Here is a 23,100-nt window from a genome sequence, read left to right as displayed (position 1 = left end):
TCAACATGGCCCACTACAGCTTCGGTGAAGGCTGGCCAGAAGGGAGATGCCGCACATGATCACGCGCACGCTCGGCGCGAGCGGGCTCGAGGTGTCCGCGCTCGGTGTCGGCTGCTGGGCCATCGGTGGCCCCGACACCAACCTCGGGCTGCCGATCGGATGGGGACCGATCGATGACAGCATCGCACTGGCCGGACTCGAACGCGCCTACGAGCTCGGCGTAAGCCTGTTCGATGTCGCCGACGTCTACGGCCACGGCCGCGCCGAACGAACTCTTGGCCGCCTCGTCGCCCAAGTGCCGCGGTCATCCCTGACACTGTCGTCCAAGGTGGGTTATTTCACCGGCACCGCCGAACACGGCTACCACCCCACCCACATACGCCACCAGCTCGAGCAAACTCTGGACAATCTGGGTACCGATCACCTCGACATCTACTTCTTCCACCATCCCGAATTCGGTGCCGACGACAAATATCTCGACGGCGCGATCGAGACCATGCACGACTTCCTGGCCAAGGGCCTGATCCGCACGATCGGGCTGCGCGGACCGCACCGCTACGCCCTCGACCGGGTCACCGGCACCGATCGCGGCGACAAGTACAGCCGCTTCCATCACCTCTTCACCCGGATCCGGCCCGATATCCTCGCAGTGCGCGACAACCTGCTCACGCCGCAATCACGATCGGGGATATTCACCGTCGCCGACGAACACGACTGCGGGGTGCTGATCACAAAACCCCTGTCACAGGGGCTGCTGACCGGCAGCCACGACCCGAACAACCCGCGCAGGTTCGGCCCCGGCGATCACCGATCACGCAAACACTGGTTCACCCCCGCCGCGATCGCGACCATCACCGAAGGCCTCGATAAAGTCCGTGCGCACGTCGGGCCCGCGGCGACCGACCTGATCCGCTCCGCGTTGTGGTCGTGCCTGCAGCGCTCGGACAACGCCGCGGTCCTCGTCGGCTTCACCACCCCTGAGCAGATCCTGACCAACATCAACTGCCTTGCCGACGCTCCGTCACCCGATCAGATCGATACCGTGCGCACAATCATGGCGGCCGTGCAACAGCGCCTCGACGCCGCCGGGGAAGTTTTCATCGACCAAACGCCACCAGAAGGGGCCGGCCATGGATGACCGCCGCGACATCTGCATCTCCTGCGCCGAGATCGAGCGCCGCCCCGATCTGCACCTGTTGTGGGATCTGCTCGGCACCGACATCGGCGAGTCGTACCTGCTGTATGAATCGGCGAACTTCATCGTCGTCCCCGGTGCTGGTGCCCTGGTCCCAGGGTACACACTGATCATCCCGCGTGCGCACATCCTGTCCATGGGCTACCTACCCGAGACCCTCGACGCCGAGTTCGAACACATACTACGAGGGGTAAAAGACTGGCTCGCAGCCGAATTCGGACAAGAACCCCACATATTCGAGCACGGAGCCAAGAACTTCAGAGAAAAAGGCGGAGCGTGCGCCGACCACGCACACACCCAGATCGCACCGATCGGCACCACCAGCCGCTACATCGAATCGCTGCACCGAGACTTCACCACCGACACCGCCGATAATTACCTGCCAGCCGCGCGACAGACCGTAGCTCTCGGCAGCGGCGATCCCTACCTGTTCAGCCACAGCGACACGCACGGTGGTGCCATCGCCATCGCCACCGGCGCGAAAAGCCAATACTTCCGCCGCCTGATCGCCGACCAGATCGGCCGACCCGACGAATGGGACGGCGTCACTTTCCCCTTCATCGACAACATCCGTTCCACGCTTGCGGCAGGCGCCAAACTGGCTCAGTACATCCAGTAGGTCACGACGTTGGCTGGCGGCATTCCGGCCAACACCCGAACACCCACCGGGGAGCACGCGGTGGATGCTGTGTCTGAGGATGGCGGCGCCACCCGCGCCGTCAATACTGTGCCGCGGCATAACCGATGTGTGGTTACGCCAGCGAATGCTGACGTCGCTTATCGGTGTTGGGGCTGGCGCCCAGCGTCAGACCGGACCGATCCGATCGGTGAAATCTGACGTCACCGGGGTACTAGGCAGAGGCTGCATCGGTTGGCCGGTGCCTGGCTTGTTACCGGTGGCGGCCGGTTGCCCAACGCTGGAACTATGTGCAGCTGTGGGCGGCCAGTACCGGCCCACTGTCGTTCAGCGAGGGAAATGTCGTCCATCTACAGCTCCACGGGGATGGAACCTGTGGCCGGTCATGAGTGCCGGCCGCGTTCACCGATCGAAGCCGCGGAAAACACCGTCGTCGTCGACGCTGCTGGCGTAGTCCTCGAAGTCCACGTTGGAGAGGAAGAAGTTGACCTCGACCTCGGCCATCGCGATCGGTGCGATCCGGAACACCGGGTCGCCGTCCCCTCGGGCATCCTCGTCGCTGGTATCGACCGCCAGCAGTGGGTGCTCGGGGTCGGTCATCGTGGTGGTGTCGGCGAGAAACACATAGGTCTGGCCATCGACCAGGTCACCTAGGTCGGCGGGGGTCAGCCCGTCGAAGGTGGACCGCGAGCTGCAGGCAGGCGAGCGCGTCGGCGCCGCGGGCGGTCGGGGTGATGGTGATGGCGAGGCAATATTTGGTGGCATAGTCGATGACCGCGCAGATCCGCCAGGTGCCACCACCAGTGGTTTCGAATTCGCTGAAGTCGGTCTGCCAGACCCGGTTGCGCCTGGTCGGTGGATCGTGGAACACCTTGCGCCGCAGCATCGCCCACGACTTACGATCCGCACGAAATCCCTGTGGCAACAGCAGTCCGCGCCGCCGCAGGGCTCGCTGCACGGTCGAGGTGGAGACCTCGTAGCCGTCGACACGCATCAACGCCGCGATCTTGCGATGCCCCCACGCCGGCCATTCCTCGGCGTACTTGGCCGCGATCGGTTCGAACCGCTCCACCTTCGGCGACGGCCACGGGCCATACGGTGGGTCACCAGCACGGAGCCGCGCCAGCCGTCGCCGGTAGGTGCGTTCCGGGGTGCCGGTCAGACGAGCGAACCTCGAAACCGGCAGTCCCTCTGCCGCTCTCAGGGCTTCGAGGTCAGCGAAGGGACCTGATCCACCAAGGCAGCACCGTGCTGCCACACCCGCAACTGCACCGCCGCCTCCGCCAGGGCCAGCTTCAGCTGCTCGTTCTCCATCCGCAGCCGCCGCTGCTCCGGCGTGCCCTGCGCCCCGGCCGGACCGGAGGGCACCTCGTCCAGCGCCTTCGTCCCGGCCCCCAGGAACACCTGCTTCCACTTCCCGACCGATGCCGTGCTCACCCCGCGCCGCCGCGCTGCCTCCGCGGCGCTCATTTCTCCGGACAGCACCGACAACACGACTCGCACCTTGTCCTCGACCGGGATCTTCAACCGCCGTGACCTCGCCACAGACCGGCTCCTTCCTGGCTCGACGTGCTCGCAGCGTAAACCGAGCAACCCTGCCAGAAAGTTGACGCGCCAGACCGCCAGAATATAGAACATGCGTTCCCCCGAGTTCTGATCGTAGTCATAGGCAGGATCAGGGCGCTTGTGTTGTGGACAGTGTCCTCGTTGCATTGCCTCCCGCGCTCAATGTCTCCACCCGACGGGAGTTTCGGACATTCCACGAATGCGTCCGGTGGGACGCGTGCGGACCGGTTTCGGTGCTCGGCTAGGGGAGTTTGTCGACGTGTATGAGGTGGGTCGGCCTGTCGCATTAGCGTCGGAGATGGGCTGAACTAGAGTCGAGTCGTACCCGATATCGCTTGCTGCACAAGGAGAATGGCGAACATGAAAAACGCGACAACTCCAGTCAGGACGATTGTGACGGTGGCCGGAACTGGTGCCGCCGGGTTCTCCGGGGATGGCGGGCAGGCGGTGAGCGCCCGGCTGTACTATCCGGCCGGGGTGGCAGTGGACGCGTCGGGCAACATCTATTTCGCCGACACCTACAACCATATGGTGCGCAGGGTCGACTCGCAGGGGGTCATCACGACCGTGGCCGGGGCCGCCCCTAGCCCCGGGTTTGACGGAAATGGCGGGCCAGCGACTGCGGCCAGGCTGAACTATCCGGCGGGGGTGGCCGTCGACGCGTCGGGCAACATCTATATCGCCGACACCAACAACCATATGGTGCGCAGGGTCGACTCGCAGGGGGTCATCACGACCGTGGCCGGGGCCGCCCCTATCGCCGGGTTCGGCGGAGATGGCGGGCCAGCGACTGCCGCTGCCGCCAGGCTGTACTCTCCGGCGGGGGTGGCCGTCGACGCGTCGGGCAACATCTATATCGCCGACACCAGCAACCATCGGGTGCGCAGGGTCGACTCGCAGGGGGTCATCACGACCGTGGCCGGGAACGGTTCTACCGAGTTCGCCGGAGATATGGGCCCGGCTTCTGCCACAACGCTGAAATACCCGATGGGGGTGGCTGTCGATTCCTCAGGGAACGTGTATATCGCCGATACCGACAATCAACGTGTGCGGCAGGTCGATTCACTCGGGATCATCGCAACGGTCGCGGGAAACGGGACCGCTGGTTACTTCGGCGAGGGCGGCCCGGCGACTGCGACAACGCTGAACAAACCGAGGGGAGTGGCTGTCGATTTCTCGGGGAACTTGTACATCGCCGAACATGGCAATCATCGTGTGCGGCAGGTCGATTCACTCGGGATCATTACGACGGTCGCCGGAAACGGGACCGACGCTTCCTCTGCTGGCGACGGCCCCGCAACCTTCGCGTCGCTGCAAAGTCCAACCGGAGTCGCTGTACACCCGTCCGGAAGTATCGTCATCACTGATTTCGCCGGTCACCGCATCCGGCGGATCGCACACTGACGTTCCGTTCCCGCTGTCAGCATCCATCGCGCTCTCGTCACCGCTACCGTGCATTCGCACATTCGGTTGGTCGCCATCGTGGTGGACACCCCAAGATAACCGTGTCGGCCCCGAAGTCGAACAGGGGCAACCGGTTACGTCGAGTGCGTCGAGGACATGCGCACAGGGACCCTGGGGAACACATGTTCGATGCGGGGTAAGGTCTGGCCATGTCCGAACTCAACCGATTCGACTTCGCCAAGATGCAGGTGGACGACGTGCGCCGGCAACTGCTCGACGCCGCCGCCTTCGGCAAGTTCCTCCCACCCGAACCACTCGAGATCATGGCGCGGAAGCTGGCCGAGGCGCTGCGCATCTACACCGACGCCACTCGAGGTACGGAATGACGACCGCGGACGACGACGCCTTGATGACGGCCGACCAGCAGGCGTTACTGCATGCCGTCGTCGACGCCATCAACCGAGCGGCCCGACCGGTCACCCCGGCCGAGATCGCCCGTTTCCTCGTCGAACGGATCCACCCGGTGCCGAGCCTCGACGACATCTCCGCCGTGGTGCACATCCTGGAGTTGCCCGCCGTCGGATTTCAGCGTGGCGAGGCGAGTGGCATCGTGCTCGCCCGGGTCCTCGACGTACTGGAGGCCGCCACTGCGAGCGAAGAGTTCCGGCCGCTGCCTCCAGGGGTGGACGACCGGTTCTGAGTCGCGCCTCTACGCGTTCTTCAGTGCCGCCGACACCGCCGCGTCGACGGCCGCCTCCGGCGATTCGGCCTCGACAGCTGCCGGTACGGGTTCGCCGGTCGCATCGAGAATCTTCCACCCGCCAAGAGAAACGACGGGGACGCCGCCGCGTCGATTGGCGAGTGCGAGCTCTGACAAGGTGCCCCAGGAGCCGCCGACGACGATCACGGCATCAGCCGACCACACAAGAATCGCGTTCCGTGCTTCGCCCATGTTGGTGTAGAGCACCGCGGACAAGCCTTCACATGTCTTGGTCGGGTCCGTATCGGGGCGCACACCGATCACCAGACCGCCTGCACCCGAAGCGCCTTCAGCGACAGCGGCCATGACGCCGGACCCGCCGCCGCACAGGACGGTCGCGCCTGCCTCCGCGAGGAGCCTGCCCACTTGCCTGGCATTCGTGGTGTCGGCCTCGGTGCAGTTCCGGGGGCCACATACGGCGACCTGGATAGGTGGCATGTCACTCCTTGCTACTGCGTTCTTGCTGCGCGGTGTAGGTGGTGAACAGGCTAATGCGCTCGGTGAGTTCGCGGGTAACGCGTGCACGCGCCGACACTGCCGTGAATACGTCGGCAGTCTTGGTGACCCGTTCGATGATTGGTGTCGTGCGAAGCTCGACAGGAAGCGCGAGCACCTGGTCGACGCGCGCAGCCGCGGCCTCGATATCCCCGAGGCCCAGATGTGCCTGTGCGGCGTCGAGTTCGGCGGCCGCCACGAACTCTTTCGGTGAGCTGTCGGTGAAAACCTCGAGCGCGGCCTGGGCCTGTTCGAGCGCGAGCTGACAGTGCTGCCGACCACCGAGTGCGAGATGCACCTCGGCCGCGTAGTAGCGAGCTTTTCCCGGGTCGAAGTACATCACCCCGGGTTCCGCCGCGACCGGCCGCGACCGGCCGAGTGCGTCCATGGCGACGTCGAGGGCGGCTAGGGCGGCGCGGTCATCGCCGCGGGCCGCCTCTGCCCGGCCGAGCTGGCTGGCCAAACGCAGCCGTGTCGAATCATCTGTCATATCAGCGAGTCCGGATTTCGCGTACTGGGCGGCTCGGCCGTAGTCGCGGCTCCAGTACGCCACGTTGGCCTGCACCCAGCGCACATAGGCCCGAAGGTGTTGATCCTCTGCGTAGTCCGCTGCAAACCATGCAGTTCGAGCATGGGTGTCGGCGTCGTAGGCGCGGCCCAGATCGGCGCAGGCGTGTGCCATCAAGGCGCAGACTTGCCCGGCAATGAGGTAGAGGTCCGGTAGGAACCTCGGTCGTTGCCGAGCATCGAGCATGTCGAACACTTCGCGGCGCAGCGACGTAAGAGCGGGGATCAGTTCGAGTGGGGCTTTGAGGAGGTACTCGGCGGCGATGTTTGCCACATCAGCGTGTAGTTGGTCGAGCACATTCTTATCGGCCCCTCCGGCGCCGCGCTTCACCCAGCGCGCGGAGTCATCGGTGGACATGGCGATCTCCTGATTCAATCTGTCGAGCGTGGATGAGACCGGCTCCAAGGAATCCACTGATTCGGGCGGAGACACGAGGGTCTCAAAAGCCAGTTTCCACACCCGGCGCGCGACGCGCTGTGAGGAAGATCGTGCATCGGGCACGTTTCCGGCCATCCAGCGGCGTAGCTGTCGTTCGGACAACGTGGCATCCTCGCGGAGCTCGGTCGCCGTGGTGTTGAAGTATGCGCACCACTCCGGCACGTTTCGCTCGCTCTGGCGGATCAGCTGCTCGAGCACGGTTCTCGGCACCGTGTTGTCCATTGTTCACCTCACGCGTTGCGGGTGAACCAACGCTATCCCCGGCGTAATGCCGCTACCAGCAAGGGAATGAACTAGTCCGGGAAATGTCCGCGAAATGTCCGCGAAAAGTCGCGGTGCCGACATTGTTGAGTCAGGGCCTGAGTCGTGAGGCTGATCACAACACCACGAGCCGTCGGGTTGATTCCGGAAGTTCCCCGGCGGCAACGGAACCGATCTGGGGAGCCCGCAATGCCAAACCATGCGCTACCGAAACGGGCCGCGTTCGTTGGACCGCAGTGCGCGGTGTCATGCGATGTGTCCGCCGACGTGATCGCACGCTACCTCAATGCCCTCGCTGACTGGGGGAACGACCAGCACCGCCCAATTGTCGAGGTGCCGGCCTCCGCCGCACTGGATGTTCGCTCCGCCGATGAAGACGAAGGATAAGCCGATGTGGTCTCACCAGTGGTGGGCGTATCTTGTCCCCGTCGCACCGTCGGTCGCAGCGATCGTCTACAGCGTGCGGGCCAACGTCCGCGACGCACACAATCGTCCGCCCGCGCCGGGTGATTCACTCCCTGGCGCGGGCGGGCAGCCACACCAGGGCACTGGTCGGTACCGCCTGTGTATCGGCGGCGGCCGTAGCAGCCTCCGTTGGGGGCGAGGGAAGTAGATGCCCAAGCCAATCGCCCTGATCTTCATCAACCGGTCCGCGCCGAGTCCCGAGCACGCCCTCGACTTGCAACGCGCGCTCGATGTGGCCGACAAACTCCGGTTGCATGTGCTGCGCTGCTATGTCGCTGGTCCGATGCGACCAAAAGCCTTCCAACACATGATGAACGATGCTCGCAGCCTATCCAGCGTCATCGTCATCACATCGCGAGTGGAGGACGTCCGGCTCGACATCGTCCGCCAGTGCTGCGACGTGGTGGCCGTGGATACCGGGATCGTCTATTCCCGGCAGATGCGGTCCCCTGTCGAGGTTCCTCAGCTGGGAGTGGGGCACGCGTGAGTCCCGCGGCCACGCAGGTGTGGGGCTGGAGACATCGCGATCATCGCGCGTGCCTGCACGAAGAACCACTGCGGGCCTTCAGTGACATCGTGCAGCGGTTCGCCTTCGATCACCGCAATTGCACACCCGGCGACGGCGACACACAAGACGTCTGCGGCATGCTTGCTCAGCTACTGCGCATCCGCGCCGAGGAAGGCTGGGATTGGCCGGTGCCGAGGCCGGTCGTTTCGGAGGCGGGTTCGTGACCCGCTGGAGGTTCGAACATGACGGCTGTACAGGACACGACTGCGTCATAGGTCATGCCGCATCCAGGTTCGAGAGTTCCTTATGGCTGTTCCGCTCGGCTACGCAAGCGTGGGGCCTGAGACATGGCGACTGCACGCCTGGTGATGGCGAAACGCAGGAGTCGTGCAGCGCCCTGGCTCAAGTCCTACGCCTGTGCGAGGAACAGGGATGGGACTGGCCTAATAGGCTCCGACCGGGCCGCAAGCAACAAGAAGCACCCGAATAGACACGGTTCTGGCGCCTGTCTAGGCGGTGCCGGGCCAGCCGCTGCCGGATACTGGACCCCGTCCGGTCGAGCAGCGCGCGGGCAGACGGGGTGCGTTGGCCGCCGTCGGTTTCGTCGTTGGTGACCACGATCAGGTTGCGACCAGTCGGCCGCAATCTACAGGGCGAGGGCATCGTCGAGATCGTGACCGATGTTGGTGTCCAGGATCAAGGGGCTCTCTGTGGTGCACAGTGTCGAGTCATAGATAATCTCCCGGATGGCTGTTGGCCGCGGACTTTTAGGTCATGGAGCATGCGGTGGTGCGCTCCTTGTTACGAGGTCGGGGGATTTCGGTCGGAAAGGTCGTTGGCGCCGGGTTGCCGTCACCACGGTGTGGTGAGCAGGGGAAGTCGGCGGATGCCGCAAGCGAGGTCGTCGGCCAAGTCCTGGTAGGCATCGCCAAACTCATCGACTTGGGCGCGGACGTCATAGAACAACCCGTCCGGTGCGGCGGCCAGCGCGATATAGGTTTGGGCCGTCAGCTGGGCGAGCTGGTCGACGACTTGACCCATCGTGTGGGTGTGGGTTTTCGCGCCCGGGAACGGAATCGGTGTCGCCCACGAGACCCACTCATCGATGTCATGCATCAACCTGGTGCGATGCCAGTTGATGTCCTCGAGCGCGCACCATGGGGTCTGCTCCCAAGTCTGGTGCAGGACGGCAAGTTCACCGGCCGCATCCAGCATCGGATGTTCGGTGATGGTTGGGAATCCTCTGCAGGCGGCGAGCAGCACATCCTTGTCAGGTAGCCCGGTCAATGGCGATCCTCCAGAACAGGTAACCGGCGCGACCGGTGCAGGACTTCGGTGGTGAGGTCGGTGTAACCGTCGGCCAGTTCGGCGACGCGATACCAGGCGGCGTGCACCTGCGGGTCTGTCGGATCGAGCGTCATCAACAGGTAGTAGGCGAGAACCTGGGATTCGGCCAACCGGTCGATCACTGCCCCGATGGTCTCGGTGTGCAGTGTCGCAATCGGGTGTGGCGCCGGCAGCCGCTCCGACACCCAAACATCTACCGACAAAACGAGTTCTCTTCTGCGGCAAAAGCTCTCGTCCTGATACTTCGGTGTGCCGAGAAGCTCTTCGTGCAGCTGTCCGAACTGTCTGGCCAGCGGTGACAGGGGATGGGTCCCAATCGGGCGGCCGCGAATAGACAGCAGCAACTCATCGTCGCTGGGGAACAACAAGCCCCTGTCGGTCACGATCGGCTCCGCCACCAGGGAACGGACGGGCGCGGCGGCCATCGCCTCAGCACTGCCGCGCCGACATGAACGCTCGGTCCTCGAGCGCATCCTTGGCAGCCGCAAGCACAGACACACGCGATGGCACACCGAACACACCTTCGCGCGGAGGCGACGCCCAGTGCCAACCCGTCGGAGAGTCCGACATCGGAAGCCACACCCTGCTGCCGGTATCCAGGACCCGCACACCCTGCTTCGCCAACACGCTGCGAGAACGCTCACCCAGTCCTCGGCCCCGGCTCGGCCCGACCAAGAACACCCACTCTCGGCCAGCTCTCGAGTGCGTAATGATCGGCACTGTCAGGTCCTCACCGACCGCCATCCGCGCCCTCCGCCCCAACTCCGGGGCCATCGCTATCGCCCCCAGATTCGGCGTGGTCACAAACGACGCCCGACCAAACGTCAGCTCGACGGGGAACCCGAGGACGCTGTACCTATACGCCACCTCACGCGGCCCGTGACACATCTCGAACATCACCGACCGCCTTTCGCGTGACGGCTATCCGCGCGTCCGGCCATCAGGACCCGTGGGATCGGCTGCCACGCCTGCTCGGCAAATTCGCGGCGCCCCTGCTTCACACCCGCGCTGAAGCCAGCGATCCGCGACCCAAGCGGCAACGCCTGACGATGCTTCACCGTGTCTCACCTCGCGACATCAGCCAGACACGCGGCAGCCCTCGTCGAGCCCGCTCAGGGGGAGGCGACGGGTAGGGACTCGCAGTCATGCCAGTCAACTCCAGCGCTGTGAGTCCCAGGCGACCTGCGCATTCTCGGATATCGACGATTTCGTCCCGGGCGCATGCGCCTGCCGCCATACCTACAAACTCGAGCGCCGTCAGGCCCAGTGGTACGGCGTATGCCCGAATCGCTGTCAACTCGTCAGCCAGCTGCCGCGCGAAGGCCGCGACCACTTCGGCGGCCTGCATCGCTGCTGTTGCCTGCTCGATCGTCAGCGTCCGGCCCGGCATGAACGACACCACCCAACCGCCGGCGCCCACGCTTCTCGCGTGATGCCCTGTGTGATCACTGGTCATCAGCGACCCGCCAACTACCTGCACCGCCATCAGAACCTGCCTCCGGGCCGGTCGCCTCGAAAGACCGACTCACATTTAGTTTCATATATGGATTTAAACTTAAATACGAGTTTGGCGCTAGACTTCGGAGGAATGCGATGCAGTAGTTTGGGCGAAGTCAGCGGCGGCGTAAGGAAGGGACAGATGCACGACGACGAGCTTCCAGACGCCTCGGCCTTGCGGTTCCTCGTCGGGAGCGCCCTCAAGGCAGCGAGAACCACGGCGAGGGTCACGCAACAAGCCGCGGCGAAGCACATCGGCTTCACGTCGGGCAAGTTGAGCTATATGGAGAGCGGTGAGACCGCTCAAGGGGCCGACCATGTCGCACAGTTGATGCGGCTCTACAAAGCCCCGGCCGAGGACGTCGAATGGGTGGTGTCGCTCGCGGTCCGCGCTGACCACGGCGTCCTATCCACCCGAAACGACGACGTGTGGCCAGACTGGTTCAAGCTGTATGTCGGTCTCGAAAAGCTGGCCAAGCGGTTGTTCGAGTACACCAACAGCTTTCTGCCGGGTCAGTTGCAGACACTCGCCTACGCCACCGCAGTCCTGGAGGATAGTCTCCATATCCCAGCAAGAGACATCGCCCAAACCGCCCGAGCCAGGATCGATCGCCAACGGATCATCGGCACCGACAGGCCTCTCCAGACGAGCGCCGTCGTGGAGGAATCGGTTCTGGACCGGATGATCGGCAGCCCAACGGTGATGATCGAGCAGCTGGAACACCTGCTCGAGCTGATGAGCTTGCCCAACGTCGACCTGCACATCATCCCAACAGCGACTGGCAACCATGAAGGGCTGCCCGGCTCGTTCATCCTGCTGAACTTCACCGAAGCCCGCGGGATCGCCTACGTCGAGTACCACACCGGCGCTCTCTATCTGCAAGAACGCAGCGACGTAGACTTGTACACGCTGACCGCGGAGCGACTCATCGGCAAGGCGCTCTCGACGGATGACACCGCCAACGCAATTCAGAGTCGCATCGCCAAGATCAAGAACATGGAGCGAGAATGATCTCCAATACCCGCCTGGACGAGTGGAAGACCAGTACCTTCAGCGGCAACAATGGTGGCGCGTGCGTCGAGGTCAAAATCGACGGCGACAAGGTCCTCGTTCGCGACACCAAGTTTCGCCGGAACCCCGCCAACACCAGTGAGACCCAGCCCCAGATCGAAATACCTGCTGGCCTGTGGCCTGAAGTCTGCAACCGGGCTGTCAGCATGACCTCCTTCAAGGTGGGCGACGCCCTGACGGTCACAATCCACGCTGATGGCGCAGCAACCTTCAGCGGACCTGACGCCGACCTGAACTACACCCCCGACGAAGTGGACGCCTTCGCCAAAGGTGTCATCGACGGCCAGTTCGATCTCCCCTAATCGAGACTCACGTTTGGCCCGGCATGGAACGGCGCGTCGGTGGAGATCCGACGCCGCCGAGGTACCGACCAACCAGCACTGTCTCGTCGGCGCGCACGCAACGGCACGTGTCGACCACACTCACCACCGACACCTCGACGAAGCATTTCCGCCGACTGGCGCGGGCGGCGGATACGCTTGTTCTCGTTGTCATATTGGGTGATTCGGGGGAGGGGTGGGTTCGCTGACGACCGATCAGTGTGCGGCTGCCGGGTCGGGGCGGCTGCCGATGTTGATGGTGGTGGATGTCCAGAATGGCTTCATCACTCCGTCTTCAGCGCATGTTGTCCCTGTCGTTGCCCGGCTGGTTGATCGGTGGTCGCAGACCGATGCGCCGGTGGTGTTCACGCGCTATTTCAATTACCGCGGTTCCCCGTTCGAGCGACTCGTCGGGTGGAGCGGGCTGATGGACGCCCCGGACACTGACATCGTCGCTGAACTCGAGCACCGCTCTCGTGGCCCACGAACTCATCTGCTCGACAAGACCACCTACACGGCTTTCACTGCCGAGGCTGCGGACCTGATTGCCACCTTGGGCGTTACTGATGTCCACCTGTGTGGAATCGCCACCGACGCTTGCATTTTGAAGACGGCACTCGACCTCTTCGAGGCCGGGCTGACACCCTGGGTGATCACTGATGCCTGTGCCTCTAACGCCAGCCGACACCCGCCGCAGCAGGTTCACGACTCGGCGTTGATGCATATGTCGCGTCTCCTGGGAGCGGGGCAACTCATAGACAGCGTCCAAGCGTTGTCGGTGATCGGCATACTCGCAGCGTGACAATCGAAAGGGCCAGCGATTTCCGCCCACCTGGATGATCGCTGTGGTGGAGTGATAGCCGTGCATCCGAATTGGATCGACAGCGGACCGCAGTATTGCCCGAGGCAGTGAAGACCGCGTTGAACAAGTGTGCCGCCGAGCTCATGGGTGCTTTAATACTGTGCGGGTTCCGGGCCGCAGGAAAGTATACGGCCGCAACCTATGTAGCCGGCCTGGTCGGCGCGACTGTGTTGGACAAAGACGGTTTGGCCCCGGTTTGGAGCAGGCGGTGATGAGGGAACTGACCGGAGACCCCTACGACCGTGACAGCGATACCTATAAAGCCGTGGTCGGACCACATATCTATGACAGCCTCATTCGCACAGGAATGATCGTCGCGGCCGGCACCCGGTTGTGCTCGATGCCCCGTTCCTCGAAGCGGTACGTCAGGCAGCGCACCAACGGATGCCGCTCGCGGAGCACCTGCACACCCGTTCCGGCCTGACCACCGCGGTGCCATTGACCACGGTCTAGCTGAACGCTCCAACCCGCAGATCCGTACCCGGATGATCAGCCGCGGCGCCGAACGCGACGACCCGAAACTCGCCGACTGGGCTGCCTATGAGTCCGGCGTGCTCGATAGCGGAATACGCGAACTCGCACATGCCGTCGTCGACATCGTCATCGACAACTAAGCCGCGATCTCAGGTGACGATGAACCTCCCGGCCATGCGAGCAGCGATGCTGAGCTGTTGGTGGAGGTGTCCCGTCGATATCGGATTCCATGATGGCAAGTCCTCCACGGGTACGCGGCTTCTACGGCCACGCCAGTCGTCGACTCAGCCATCGTCGCGACACTCGCGCCGACTGTGCTTGGTGGTAGCGAAGTTTCGGCGAGCGTGGAGGTGCAGGGAGGCGGCTGTTTCGCTCCCAATAGCCGACCAGCGCACAGACGAACGCATCGATGGCCACCGGATCGACGCTGCGGGTCACGGGATGTCGGGCAAGGATCGGGTCGGGGTCTATCCCGTCGGCGGCGATCGACGGCGCCAACGAGACAAGTTCGATCCAGGCTGCGCCGCGACACGGCCACGCCCAGTCGAGCACGGACACTGTGCCATCGGCCCTCAGCAGCATGTTGTCCGGGCGAAGATCGGTGTGCAGCAGCGTTTCCCCGGCGGCGGGTTGAGGCCAGGTCGATTCCAGCTCGGCCAGCTGGTCCAGATTGCGCAGCGACCAGGCATCGAGATCGGCGGGCGGAGCGTGCTCTGCGTACTGCCGCCAGCAGTTCAGCTTCGGCCCGTAGCTGTCGGCGATCGTGGGCACATCAGGCACAGGGCTGGGAGTCAACGTCTGAGCCAACTGCTCGACAGCGGCGAGGACGGCAGTCAGCTCGGCCGGTTGATCGAGTCGAGGGTGCCGTCCGTCGACGTCCTCGAAGATTGTGATCAGCCATCCCTGGGTGTCGATGGTGCATCGCACCGGCGGTGTCGGGACAGTGGGTGGCAGCCGAGCCGCAGTCTCGGACTCGGTGCGGTACATCCCGGCGAGGGAGTCGTCGCTGTTGATGGCCTTCGCGAAAACCTTTCCGCCGGCCCGCAATTCCAACCGCGCCGCCATTCCGTGGCTGAACCCACCCGACTGGCTCAGCGCTGAGTGGACCCGACTGCCCAGGCGGCGCTCGATCGCGTCGCGCACCGGTTGCGGCAGATCGTTCCATACGATCCGAATCGCGGTTTCCTCTGGCCCGACCACCGCACCATCGTGATACTTCAGTGCCGCGTATCTCCAGTCGTTTTCCAGATACATGGTGACCCGAGGCTACTTCCTGAGCTGAGTTGTCAGGCGCCGTCTCCTGAGCCGGGACCGGGTGGGGTGCCGAGGGTGTTGATGAGGTCTTCGAAGGCTTCGCTCGGGAAGATGCCCAACCCGTCGTCGGTGGGAATGGTGCGTGCAGCCAGATCGAGGGAACCGTTACGCCATAGGTACAGCCACGGGCTAACCGGCCACGGCTCGTCGGCATGGACAATGTCGCCGAGCCGTGCCAGGACCGCAGTCGCGCGCAGCACGTCGAGGTCGGTGATCGGATAGCAGAACATCACACTCTTGGACGGAACGATCACGAGCGCACCGGCCGGCCCGACGACCGGATAGGCGTCCAGCCACCGAATGTGCGCGGTGAGGTACTCAGGCCCGATCAATCTGGTGATCGGCAGCCCCTCTGCCATAGGAACGCCGTCCAATGGCATGGTGTCGAGGTCCACACCACCGTCGGCGCGGACGTTGTCCTCCGCGAGGCAAAACAGTTCGGCTTCGGTGGTCGGCCAATGCTGGATCCAGCTGCGTTGGACGGGTGCGACGGTGTGGACCCGGTCGATGAGCAGGCGTTGGACCAGTCCGGGCGCGATCGCCCGGCACACCAGGTCGCCCTCGTTGCCGCTGTCGGGATACACCCTGGTCCTGATCAGTGCGCGCATCGGCGGGAAGTCGGTGACATCCACGGGCGATTGCCGCTCCACGGCCAGGGTCGCGATGACGGTGCTCACGTGGTCTCTGATCAGCCCGAACCACTCGTCGAGTGGCTCGGGCGCCGCGAGCCGCCGCAGGTGGGTCAGGGAGATGGTGGCTTCGCCGTCAGGCCCGGATACAAGAACGTCGTCAGCACCAGCATCATGGCAGCTGTAGCCGTATTCGTCGGCAGCGGTGAACAGCATCGCCTTGCGCAGCCGATCATCGGCATCGTCGACCCGCATCGGACACCGCCCCCTTCTCGTTGGTCTATTCCGGGTACGTCCGCCACGATCGCTCGGCCCGGCTCACACCCGGACAGATAAGCGCCGTGACACATTTGTGGCCATCGGAGGACGGTCCTCCCGCAGGCGGAGTCCTGGTCCGATCGTCGTCGATGACCAACCTCGCATTCGACAAGGGGCATGCGGAACGCATCGAAATCAGCGCCATCACAACACGATATGCCCGGCCTCCGACACCAACGGCCGGTCAGCAAGTACAGGGCCGGTCAGCGTCACCGCGGCGGTGACCCCGACCTTGCCGGCGGCAGGGTGAAAACTGATCACCGCGTGGCATGGAGCACGAGGGTCAGTATTGAGCCGGAGCCGACAGACCAGACACTCGATGCATTTGGACCGCTCGCCTAGCGAGGCCTATGGCCTGGCAACTTTCCGGGCGATCCGACACGCGGTCCAGGAGCACGGTGGTGGGCCATGGCCGGTCGACAAAGCCGGCGGCACTCACTGGCCACGATGTCGCATCAGTCGAACGAACCTTGCAGCGGATAGTCGCCGCGGGCCTCGGCGACCTCGACCGATAACCACTCAGTCACACATCCAGCATGCCCGCAGGAGCCGATACTCATTCGGGCTGGATCGCTTCCCACGGCACCCACTGGCGCACGACGCCACTGAGACCTTTTTCGGGGGGCGTGCTTTCGGTTGTTCCGGGTTGGCGGCGAAGGATGAGCCCGCAGGTGCCGCAAGAGTAGGCGATCCGGTAGGCGGGCTTGCCGTCGATCGTCAGGTAGCGGCTGGGGCGTTGTGTTCAGTAGACCCCGAGTCGGGGTGTCTTCGTTCCCAGGGGCATGAGTTCACTTCGGTCATGGTCGGAGTCTGCCGTGATGTCGGTTTTGGGCATGGCGGATTACTCGCCGGCTCACCGCCTGATCAGGCGTGAGCGGTGATGGAGTTGCCGCCGGTGGTTCGACTCTCACGCGACGTCCGCGAGGAGCGCGGCCGCCCAGAAGAAGACTTTGGGGTTGCCGAGGCCTGAGTCGTTGAGCCATTGAGCGGCCCGGCGCGCGCTCTGCTCGTCGGGGATCAGTCCCCGCTGTCCCGGCTGGACTCCGGTGGCCCGGTGGACGTCGGCGACGAGGCCTCCCAGACAGGTCCAGGTGTGCCAGCGTCCGCTGTCGAAGCCGACCAGTTCGAAGCCCAGCCGCTGTGCGGTGATGCGCGGGAACCTCTCGTGGTTGGCGAGCCGTTCTGGGAGGCTGCCCGCTGCTGTGTCCCAGCCGCCGTCGGCGAGATCGGACAGTAGGCCGGGAACATCTGCTGTGGCGAATCCGACCGCGAGCACGTGTAAGCCCGGCTTGCCGGCCTGGTCGCGCGCCGCCTCCGCTTCATGAGGGCTGGCGAACCAGTCGTCCCAGCCATTGGGGTCGACTGGCGTCAGGTCGACCACGCAGTCGCTCAGCGACACCAGGCCAGTACTGGGAAGGCTAGCGTCCTGCCAGTCCTGCCGATCGGCGCGCGTGGCTACCCGATAGCCGGCAAGGGCGTAGCCGGGCTCCATCGCGCTATCCCCTTTCGAGATCAGTCTTTAACGGTTTGTCCGGACAGTCGGCCTCGACCCATGTTGCAGAGAGATCGCGGCATACGATACTGATGGACCCGGGGTGGCAGGCAATCTCGTGGGCGCATCCGTCCGGGTGCGGCAGCACCTCGTCCAGGATGACCTCACCGAGTCGGGTCACGCGAGGCATATCTGATGCGATCTGCAGCGTGAAGCTGACCACGCCCGCGTAGCGGATGGCCAGGTCTTCCTCGTGCTTCCAGCAGTTGTGTCGCAATCCGAGCTGCATCCATGCGCCGTCATCGTCCTCACCGGACAAGAGCTGGTCCAGCTTCAGATCATGGACACACCGCGCGCTGCTGAAGTCGTAGTGGCCGGGTTCTGCAGCGTAGGCCGCAGCGCCCTCGGGCAGCGCCGCACAGAGCTCGGGCAGCCGGTCGAGGTACTCCCGCGGGCTGATCACGCCGTCGATCTCGCCGATGGTGGCGGAGAGGTTGACGTACTTCACTGGCCTGCCAATCATCGAGTCTGCGTGCGGGTCTGGCTGGACCCGAGCTGCTCACAGCCGTCGACGAACACCATGGCTTCGAAATACAGGCGGAGCGTCATCTTTCCGCCGAACCAGCCCGGCCGGCGTAGTGCCGAGTTCGACTCTTGGAGCAAAGTAGCTGCGGATACTGCTGATCGTACGGCTTTTTCCTGCATCACTGGTCATGGCTTGTTTTCTGTTCGGCGGCTCGAATAGCAAGGTAGTCGACCCAGTCTCGGCGGGCGTAGGTGACCCAGCACATGGTGGTGTTGACGTGGGAGGGCCAGTTGTCTCGGTCCGGCGCCGCGCAGAACATCAGCGCCACCGTATTCCTGGCGGGGAGCCGCCGCCAACAGCGAAACTGAGAGACAACGCCTGTAGTTGTGGAATTGAGCTGGCATGCTGGGTATCCGAAACACGGACGGCCGAGAGCACATTCATAGGAGCCTGATCTAACGGCTCGATCCTCGTTGTTCGGTCAACTGGGCGTGTGTGGGCCTCTTTTAGGGGTCAGCATCGATAGAGCGCGGTGGGATAGGGGGTGAGGCGAATACTGGGTACGGATTGGGGTCGAGTCGGCGATTAGCACCGGGCGGTCGGTCCGGCGCGCGCCGACCTCGAGCGTCGGGGATGCGTGGTGGTCTCGTGGATGGTGCCTGAGAGTGTGCGGTGCGCGGTGGCTGCCGATGCGATCGGCCTGGTGGAGCAGGCGGGTGTGCGCCGTGATCTGGTGGTGGCGGAAACCGGGTTCACGCTGCAGCGGATGCGGAACGTGACGAGTGCAGAGATTTCCGGGGGTGGTTCGGTAATCGAGCGAATTTATCAATCACCGGTGTTGCCTGCCGTGCTGGCGGAGGTGGTCGGTGAGCCGGTGTTTCGGTGTCCGTACGAGCCGGAGCAGTTCGTGATCACACGGCTCGAAGAGTCTGGTGACACGCATGTTTGGCATTGGGATGATTACAGCGCGCTGGTGTGGGTTGCCGAGTGCCCGGCGCCGGTGTCGAGGTCGGCGAACTTCGCGTACCGCAGGTAGTTGCGGTCGCTTGGTGATGCGTAGTCGGGGCACTCGGAGGCAGGGATCTCCGAGCACACGATGTCGACGCGAGCACCCTGCCGCAGAGCCAGAATTCGTGCAACGTTGCGGCGGTGCCGCCGTCCAGATGTGTGGCTTTCAGGGATCGAGGACGTTGGCGAGCAGTCCCAGCCGGGATGCCTGTAAGGCTTGATGGCGGCGGGCGCGGAACTTCTGCAGGATGCCGAAGTCGCTGTGGTCCATCACTCCAGCCCTCGTGCTCCCCGCGCACGCGGGGATGACCCGAACGGGAACGGCAGGCCGATCGGTTTGACGACGCGCTCCCCGCGCACGCGGAGGATGATCCCGCCTCCGACGTCGGCAATCAGTGGGCGAAGTGGCGCTGCCCACGCAGCGGGAATGATCCGCCCAGACTGCCGCCGATCGGGCGCGACTGGGCTGTAGTTGGGGGTCGTGCGCCGCGGGTTGTCATGTCAGAGGTCAGTTCTCCAGCCTTGGTTGATGCGTTCGAAGTAGGCGTCGTCGGCGGCCTGGATTTCTTCTTCGGTCATCTGTCGTTTGGGTTCGGCTGGTTCAGTCTCGTTCTCGCCGAGCATTTCCCGTAGCGGGCCGCGGAGGGGGAGGTCGGCGGTTCCGATGATTCTTTCGATTCTGGTGGCGGCATCGGCTCGCGCCTTGCGGTGACAGTCGAGCAGCGCGTTGGTCAACTGTGTACTGGACCAACCCATGGCGGTGGGCGCGATCTGCAGGTTGGTGATGTCGCCGCTGGCGTTGACTTCGATCGCGACGCCACGAACCTCGCCGCGTCCGGTTACGGTGGCCGACGATTTCGCGAAAGTATCCCCGCTGCGGCGGATCTGGGCGATCTCCTGCTGGAGTTGCTGTTCCCATTTCTGCAGGTCGGTCATGACCGGCCCAGCTTCTTGAGCACTTGCTCGACAATGTTGGGGATGGGCCGTTTCTCGTCGCTGCGCACCTTCTCTTGACCGGTGTGGATCCGGTAGTGGCGGGCAAGTTTGGGGCCTAGCAGTTTGACTACTTCGGATTCGTCGAAGATGTTCTCCACGAACGACACCGCGATCAGGTCGGACACCGGATTCTGCCCGTCACCCCAGGCGTCTTCCAGGCGCGCGAACAACGGCGCCAAACGTGCTGGCGGGTCCTCGTGGTCGCGTGCGACTCGGGTCACCCAGCGGGCGATGTCGGACATGAGCAATGTCGGCAGTATCTCGTCGTAGTCGTGAACGTGCTCGGCGATGAGTGGCCGGATCTCGGGCTCGAGGTCGGCGAGGCCTCGGATGAATCCGGCCTGTTCGGGTACCAGGCTTCTCGACCAGGCGTCGATCAGCTCCAGGATCTCTTTGTCGGTGCGGTCATTCATGTTTCGCCTCGTCCTCTATCGTCCGGCCAGCGCGTCCATGAGGTTCTGCAGTTCTCGAATCGCGACGGCCCGATCTGCGGGGTCGGTATTGGCCTTGTTCATCAACCATTTCGCGAGTCCTCTTTGTGTCTCCATGGCCTTCTGTAGATGCCATCGACCTTCGGTGGGCTCCAGGGTCTTCAGCTCGTTGCGGACCGCGTCGGCGGTGGTTCCATCCCCGATTCTGTTCGGGTTGTTCGAACCCTTGTAGAGGTCGTCGAGGATGTTCTGCAACTTGGGGTCGTTGACGGTTGGTTTGACCGCCGGTGGCTTGGGTGCCGCTCCGGGGGGTGGGCCTGCGGGGTCTGATCGCCACCACTTGGTCTTGGCCTTGTCCAGCCATTCACCGAGTTTTGTCAGCATCGGTTTGAGCTTGTTGGTGACCGCGGTCCCGATCCGGCTGACGAGGGTGACGACCTTGCTGACGAGCCGGTCGATGATGCGTCCGATGCGGGCGGCGTAGATGCCGATCCTGGCGGCGAGTGCGCCGTGCCCACCGAGTTCGGACAGCCCTCCGGTGAGGGGGATCAGGACAGCCATCCCCGTTTCCCATGCCGCGGTCTCGATGGCCATCTTCTTCAGCTCGTCGAGGATCTCGTGGTGAGCGTCATCGAGGTGCTGGGCGTACTCGCCGCAGGCGTCACCGATCTCCCGGAACGCGGCCTGCAACTCGACGAAGTTGCCCGAGGTCTCACTGCACCTCGCTACGGCGGCAGGGATTTCCGGCGACTGCTGGTTCATCAGCAACCCGACCGCGTTGGGGAACGGCACCGTTGCGGTGTCCAGTGCCGTGGCTGCGGCGTACCAGACGTCTTTCGCGGCTCTCAGCTGTTCTTGATGCCCATTCGGCCAGACCAGACCGGACACCGATCTGATCAGCGACCAGCCGAACGGCTCCGGACCGCCACCCCCACCAGCCGAGGGAGCCACGATCGCCAAGCATGGCTCGATCCTTGGTGCAGGCGCCGGGGGCGGCTGCACCCCGTTCGCGTTGGCTTCGGCGACGGCGTGGTTGTGGGCCCCGGCAGCGATCAGGTCACTGGTGCGCGCGCAGGTGGACACCAGCTTCGACGAGGTTTGTAAAGCCGCGTCCACAGCTTCGTCATAGGATTTCGCCCACTGAGTACCGGCGTTGTCGCTGCCAGCCATCCCGCCGTAGCCGGATAGTGTCCGCACCAATGCGCCGTGCACGTCGGTGGCGTCGTCCCGGATGAACGCCACCCCCTCAGCTGCGGAGCGGTAGTCCTCCTGTCGGCAGACGATGATCGGGAAACTCGGGGTGGGGCTCACGGCCACATTCCTTGGTTTGTCTGGATTGCCCCGGTGTAGTTCGTGTGGGCTCGACGCGCTACCTCACGCAACTCGTCGAGGTTTTCCCGCATCTCGCGGGCACCGGCCATCCACCGGTTGTGCGCTGCGCGTTGCGCTTCGGCTGCCTGACTGGACCAGGACAGATGAAGTTCGGCGACTTTCTGGTCGACTTCCCGTAACCATCCCTCGACCTCGGTACCAAATGTGGCCATGGTGGCGATCGCGTCGTCGAGCTGCTGGAGATCGACCCGGTAGCTGTAGTCGTCGGCCATGACCTACACCTGTTCTCCTGTTCGCGTGATCGAGTCCCGGTTGGCGAAGTCCCGTATCTGATACCGGTTGGCTGCATCGAGCAGGTTCGCCGCAGAGGTGTCCAGCGCGGCAACGATCTCGTCGGCACCCTGTTTCCATTCAACCCAGGACTCGTCATAAGCCGACGCCGCTTTGCCCTGCCACCCGTCAGCGAGGAGTTCCTTACCGATCGTGGTATCCAGCAGCGCCACCTGATCCCTGATGATCTGGGCTTTGTCAGAAATGAACCGCGCGGCCTCACGAAGCTGATCCACTTCGACCTCGAGCTCGTCGGACATACCGCCTCCCCTCGTAGTGTCGGTCCGCAGACACGCTATGAACTATAGGACGCAGCGAAGAACACACCGGCTCCGCGCTGTCCGGGCCACAAAATAGTTCAGTGCGTGGTGTCCGGCGATGCCGGCCACCACTCCTCGACACGCCCCGCTGCGCCCGGAGGTGAGTGCGCAGAATCCAATTCGTACGCCGAATGCCTCAGATTGTCGAACTATTGAATTTTCCCGATGCGGAGATCGTAGAAGCCATGGCGAAGGCAACCCAAGCTGCCGCAGAAATAGACGCGATTATTCGACCCTGCACGCTCATAGCCTGCTCGGAAGATGGGGGCGCTGGAGTGTTTTGTCGAGGACATATTTAAGGTTCGGCTGGCGGCGCACCCCGCCCTATTAATGGGATCGAAGTTCGAGAAGGTAAAATTGCCGGTTGCGATGTTTCTCGCATCGGACTCTGACCGAATAACCGCGATCGCGACTGAATTCACAAGGCAGACTAACGCCGACCTGGGGAAAGGAGTCGGTCGGTTCGAACGGCTCCTTGAGCCTGTCGGCCTAGATGGCCAGGTTGCACGGCGAGTGAAAGACGCAATGTACGAAG

The 23,100-nt window shown here is 63.9% G+C and carries 28 protein-coding genes; 12 read left to right on the top strand and 16 right to left on the bottom strand.

The genetic code is table 11. From position 1 onward, the window contains the following. The first annotated feature begins 55 nt into the window (after positions 1–55). Positions 56–1,138, top strand: coding sequence for an aldo/keto reductase (locus OH799_RS11630; protein WP_406279163.1), 1,083 nt, complete (start codon positions 56–58; stop codon positions 1,136–1,138). After that, on the top strand, positions 1,131–1,814 hold the full coding sequence (locus OH799_RS11625) for a hypothetical protein (protein WP_406279160.1): 684 nt from the start codon (positions 1,131–1,133) through the stop codon (positions 1,812–1,814). The genes OH799_RS11630 and OH799_RS11625 overlap by 8 nt, the downstream gene beginning before the upstream one ends. Before the next feature lie 420 nt (positions 1,815–2,234). Here the strand turns inward: OH799_RS11625 and OH799_RS11620 are convergent, their stop codons facing one another. From OH799_RS11620 to OH799_RS11610, 3 genes are all read right to left on the bottom strand, one after another. After that, complete coding sequence (locus OH799_RS11620) at positions 2,235–2,597, bottom strand: DUF6924 domain-containing protein (RefSeq protein ID WP_406279157.1); 363 nt, start codon at positions 2,595–2,597, stop codon at positions 2,235–2,237. Continuing rightward, positions 2,479–2,904 (bottom strand): DDE-type integrase/transposase/recombinase, encoded by a 426-nt coding sequence (locus OH799_RS11615; protein WP_406282977.1) that lies wholly within the window; start codon positions 2,902–2,904, stop codon positions 2,479–2,481. Before OH799_RS11615 ends, OH799_RS11620 begins: the two co-directional genes overlap by 119 nt. 128 nt (positions 2,905–3,032) lie before the next feature. Continuing rightward, entirely contained in the window at positions 3,033–3,377 is a 345-nt protein-coding gene (locus OH799_RS11610) for a transposase (protein ID WP_406279154.1), read from the bottom strand. A 381-nt stretch (positions 3,378–3,758) separates the two neighbouring features. Here OH799_RS11610 and OH799_RS11605 point away from each other — a divergent pair, with 381 nt between their 5' ends. The 3 genes from OH799_RS11605 to OH799_RS11595 all read left to right on the top strand — a co-directional run bounded on the left by OH799_RS11605 (position 3,759) and on the right by OH799_RS11595 (position 5,502). Then, entirely contained in the window at positions 3,759–4,802 is a 1,044-nt protein-coding gene (locus tag OH799_RS11605) for an NHL repeat-containing protein (protein ID WP_406279151.1), read from the top strand. Positions 4,803–5,011: 209 nt separating this feature from the next. Next, on the top strand, positions 5,012–5,188 hold the full coding sequence (locus OH799_RS11600; protein WP_406279148.1) for a DUF6374 family protein: 177 nt from the start codon (positions 5,012–5,014) through the stop codon (positions 5,186–5,188). Further along, positions 5,185–5,502, top strand: a complete 318-nt coding sequence (locus tag OH799_RS11595) for a hypothetical protein (RefSeq protein ID WP_406279145.1) — start codon at positions 5,185–5,187, stop codon at positions 5,500–5,502. Before OH799_RS11600 ends, OH799_RS11595 begins: the two co-directional genes overlap by 4 nt. Before the next feature lie 9 nt (positions 5,503–5,511). Here OH799_RS11595 and OH799_RS11590 read toward each other — a convergent pair whose 3' ends face one another. Further along, a complete protein-coding gene (locus tag OH799_RS11590; RefSeq protein ID WP_406279142.1) occupies positions 5,512–6,000 on the bottom strand; it encodes an LOG family protein in 489 nt (162 codons plus the stop codon). A 1-nt stretch (position 6,001) separates the two neighbouring features. Next, positions 6,002–7,285 (bottom strand): hypothetical protein, encoded by a 1,284-nt coding sequence (locus tag OH799_RS11585; protein ID WP_406279139.1) that lies wholly within the window; start codon positions 7,283–7,285, stop codon positions 6,002–6,004. 652 nt (positions 7,286–7,937) lie between these two features. On the opposite strand from OH799_RS11585, the gene OH799_RS11580 reads away from it, so the two are divergent. Both OH799_RS11580 and OH799_RS11575 read left to right on the top strand, forming a co-directional pair. Beyond that, positions 7,938–8,276: a hypothetical protein gene (locus OH799_RS11580; protein ID WP_406279136.1), complete on the top strand. Its 339-nt coding sequence runs from the start codon at positions 7,938–7,940 to the stop codon at positions 8,274–8,276. Next, on the top strand, positions 8,273–8,521 hold the full coding sequence (locus OH799_RS11575; RefSeq protein WP_406279133.1) for a hypothetical protein: 249 nt from the start codon (positions 8,273–8,275) through the stop codon (positions 8,519–8,521). The genes OH799_RS11580 and OH799_RS11575 overlap by 4 nt, the downstream gene beginning before the upstream one ends. A gap of 628 nt (positions 8,522–9,149) precedes the next feature. Here OH799_RS11575 and OH799_RS11570 read toward each other — a convergent pair. Both OH799_RS11570 and OH799_RS11565 read right to left on the bottom strand, forming a co-directional pair. Beyond that, on the bottom strand, positions 9,150–9,584 hold the full coding sequence (locus OH799_RS11570; RefSeq protein ID WP_406279130.1) for a hypothetical protein: 435 nt from the start codon (positions 9,582–9,584) through the stop codon (positions 9,150–9,152). Beyond that, positions 9,581–10,027, bottom strand: coding sequence for a DUF4254 domain-containing protein (locus OH799_RS11565; RefSeq protein ID WP_406279127.1), 447 nt, complete (start codon positions 10,025–10,027; stop codon positions 9,581–9,583). The genes OH799_RS11570 and OH799_RS11565 overlap by 4 nt, the downstream gene beginning before the upstream one ends. A gap of 1,256 nt (positions 10,028–11,283) precedes the next feature. Between OH799_RS11565 and OH799_RS11560 the strand changes: the two genes are divergently transcribed. The 4 genes from OH799_RS11560 (at position 11,284) to OH799_RS11545 (ending at position 14,009) form a co-directional block, all read left to right on the top strand. Beyond that, positions 11,284–12,153: a helix-turn-helix domain-containing protein gene (locus OH799_RS11560; protein ID WP_406279124.1), complete on the top strand. Its 870-nt coding sequence runs from the start codon at positions 11,284–11,286 to the stop codon at positions 12,151–12,153. Beyond that, positions 12,150–12,515 carry a DUF397 domain-containing protein gene (locus OH799_RS11555; protein WP_406279121.1) on the top strand — a complete coding sequence of 122 codons (366 nt, stop codon included), beginning with the start codon at positions 12,150–12,152 and terminating at the stop codon, positions 12,513–12,515. The genes OH799_RS11560 and OH799_RS11555 overlap by 4 nt, the downstream gene beginning before the upstream one ends. Positions 12,516–12,729: 214 nt before the next feature. After that, positions 12,730–13,335 carry an isochorismatase family cysteine hydrolase gene (locus OH799_RS11550; RefSeq protein WP_406279118.1) on the top strand — a complete coding sequence of 202 codons (606 nt, stop codon included), beginning with the start codon at positions 12,730–12,732 and terminating at the stop codon, positions 13,333–13,335. A 545-nt stretch (positions 13,336–13,880) separates the two neighbouring features. Continuing rightward, a complete protein-coding gene (locus OH799_RS11545; RefSeq protein ID WP_406279115.1) occupies positions 13,881–14,009 on the top strand; it encodes a hypothetical protein in 129 nt (42 codons plus the stop codon). Between the two features lie 121 nt (positions 14,010–14,130). On the opposite strand, the gene OH799_RS11540 is transcribed toward OH799_RS11545, so the two are convergent. From OH799_RS11540 to OH799_RS11525, 4 genes are all read right to left on the bottom strand, one after another. Then, complete coding sequence (locus OH799_RS11540; RefSeq protein WP_406279112.1) at positions 14,131–15,123, bottom strand: phosphotransferase; 993 nt, start codon at positions 15,121–15,123, stop codon at positions 14,131–14,133. 32 nt (positions 15,124–15,155) lie between these two features. After that, positions 15,156–16,067: a hypothetical protein gene (locus OH799_RS11535; RefSeq protein WP_406279109.1), complete on the bottom strand. Its 912-nt coding sequence runs from the start codon at positions 16,065–16,067 to the stop codon at positions 15,156–15,158. Positions 16,068–17,037: 970 nt separating this feature from the next. Further along, positions 17,038–17,622 carry a hypothetical protein gene (locus tag OH799_RS11530; RefSeq protein ID WP_406279106.1) on the bottom strand — a complete coding sequence of 195 codons (585 nt, stop codon included), beginning with the start codon at positions 17,620–17,622 and terminating at the stop codon, positions 17,038–17,040. Between the two features lie 4 nt (positions 17,623–17,626). Then, positions 17,627–18,130, bottom strand: a complete 504-nt coding sequence (locus OH799_RS11525) for a hypothetical protein (RefSeq protein ID WP_406279103.1) — start codon at positions 18,128–18,130, stop codon at positions 17,627–17,629. A gap of 670 nt (positions 18,131–18,800) precedes the next feature. Here OH799_RS11525 and OH799_RS11520 point away from each other — a divergent pair. Then, positions 18,801–19,184, top strand: coding sequence for a hypothetical protein (locus OH799_RS11520; protein WP_406279100.1), 384 nt, complete (start codon positions 18,801–18,803; stop codon positions 19,182–19,184). A 473-nt stretch (positions 19,185–19,657) separates the two neighbouring features. Here OH799_RS11520 and OH799_RS11515 read toward each other — a convergent pair whose 3' ends face one another. Genes OH799_RS11515 through OH799_RS11495 form a run of 5 tightly spaced genes read right to left on the bottom strand, consistent with a single transcriptional unit; the run spans position 19,658 to position 22,505 of the window. Then, positions 19,658–20,092: a hypothetical protein gene (locus OH799_RS11515; protein ID WP_406279097.1), complete on the bottom strand. Its 435-nt coding sequence runs from the start codon at positions 20,090–20,092 to the stop codon at positions 19,658–19,660. Next, positions 20,089–20,565, bottom strand: coding sequence for a hypothetical protein (locus OH799_RS11510; protein WP_406279094.1), 477 nt, complete (start codon positions 20,563–20,565; stop codon positions 20,089–20,091). The genes OH799_RS11515 and OH799_RS11510 overlap by 4 nt, the downstream gene beginning before the upstream one ends. A 15-nt stretch (positions 20,566–20,580) precedes the next feature. Then, a complete protein-coding gene (locus OH799_RS11505) occupies positions 20,581–21,894 on the bottom strand; it encodes a hypothetical protein (RefSeq protein ID WP_406279091.1) in 1,314 nt (437 codons plus the stop codon). After that, complete coding sequence (locus OH799_RS11500) at positions 21,891–22,187, bottom strand: WXG100 family type VII secretion target (RefSeq protein ID WP_406279088.1); 297 nt, start codon at positions 22,185–22,187, stop codon at positions 21,891–21,893. Before OH799_RS11500 ends, OH799_RS11505 begins: the two co-directional genes overlap by 4 nt. A gap of 3 nt (positions 22,188–22,190) precedes the next feature. Continuing rightward, entirely contained in the window at positions 22,191–22,505 is a 315-nt protein-coding gene (locus OH799_RS11495) for a WXG100 family type VII secretion target (protein ID WP_406279085.1), read from the bottom strand. Between the last annotated feature and the right edge of the window lie 595 nt (positions 22,506–23,100).

The sequence above is a fragment of the Nocardia sp. NBC_00881 genome, assembly GCF_045207455.1.
In the GTDB taxonomy this organism is placed as follows: domain Bacteria; phylum Actinomycetota; class Actinomycetes; order Mycobacteriales; family Mycobacteriaceae; genus Nocardia.
The sequence above is the reverse complement of the archived record's forward strand: the minus strand, read 5'-3'. Positions and strand labels throughout refer to the sequence as shown.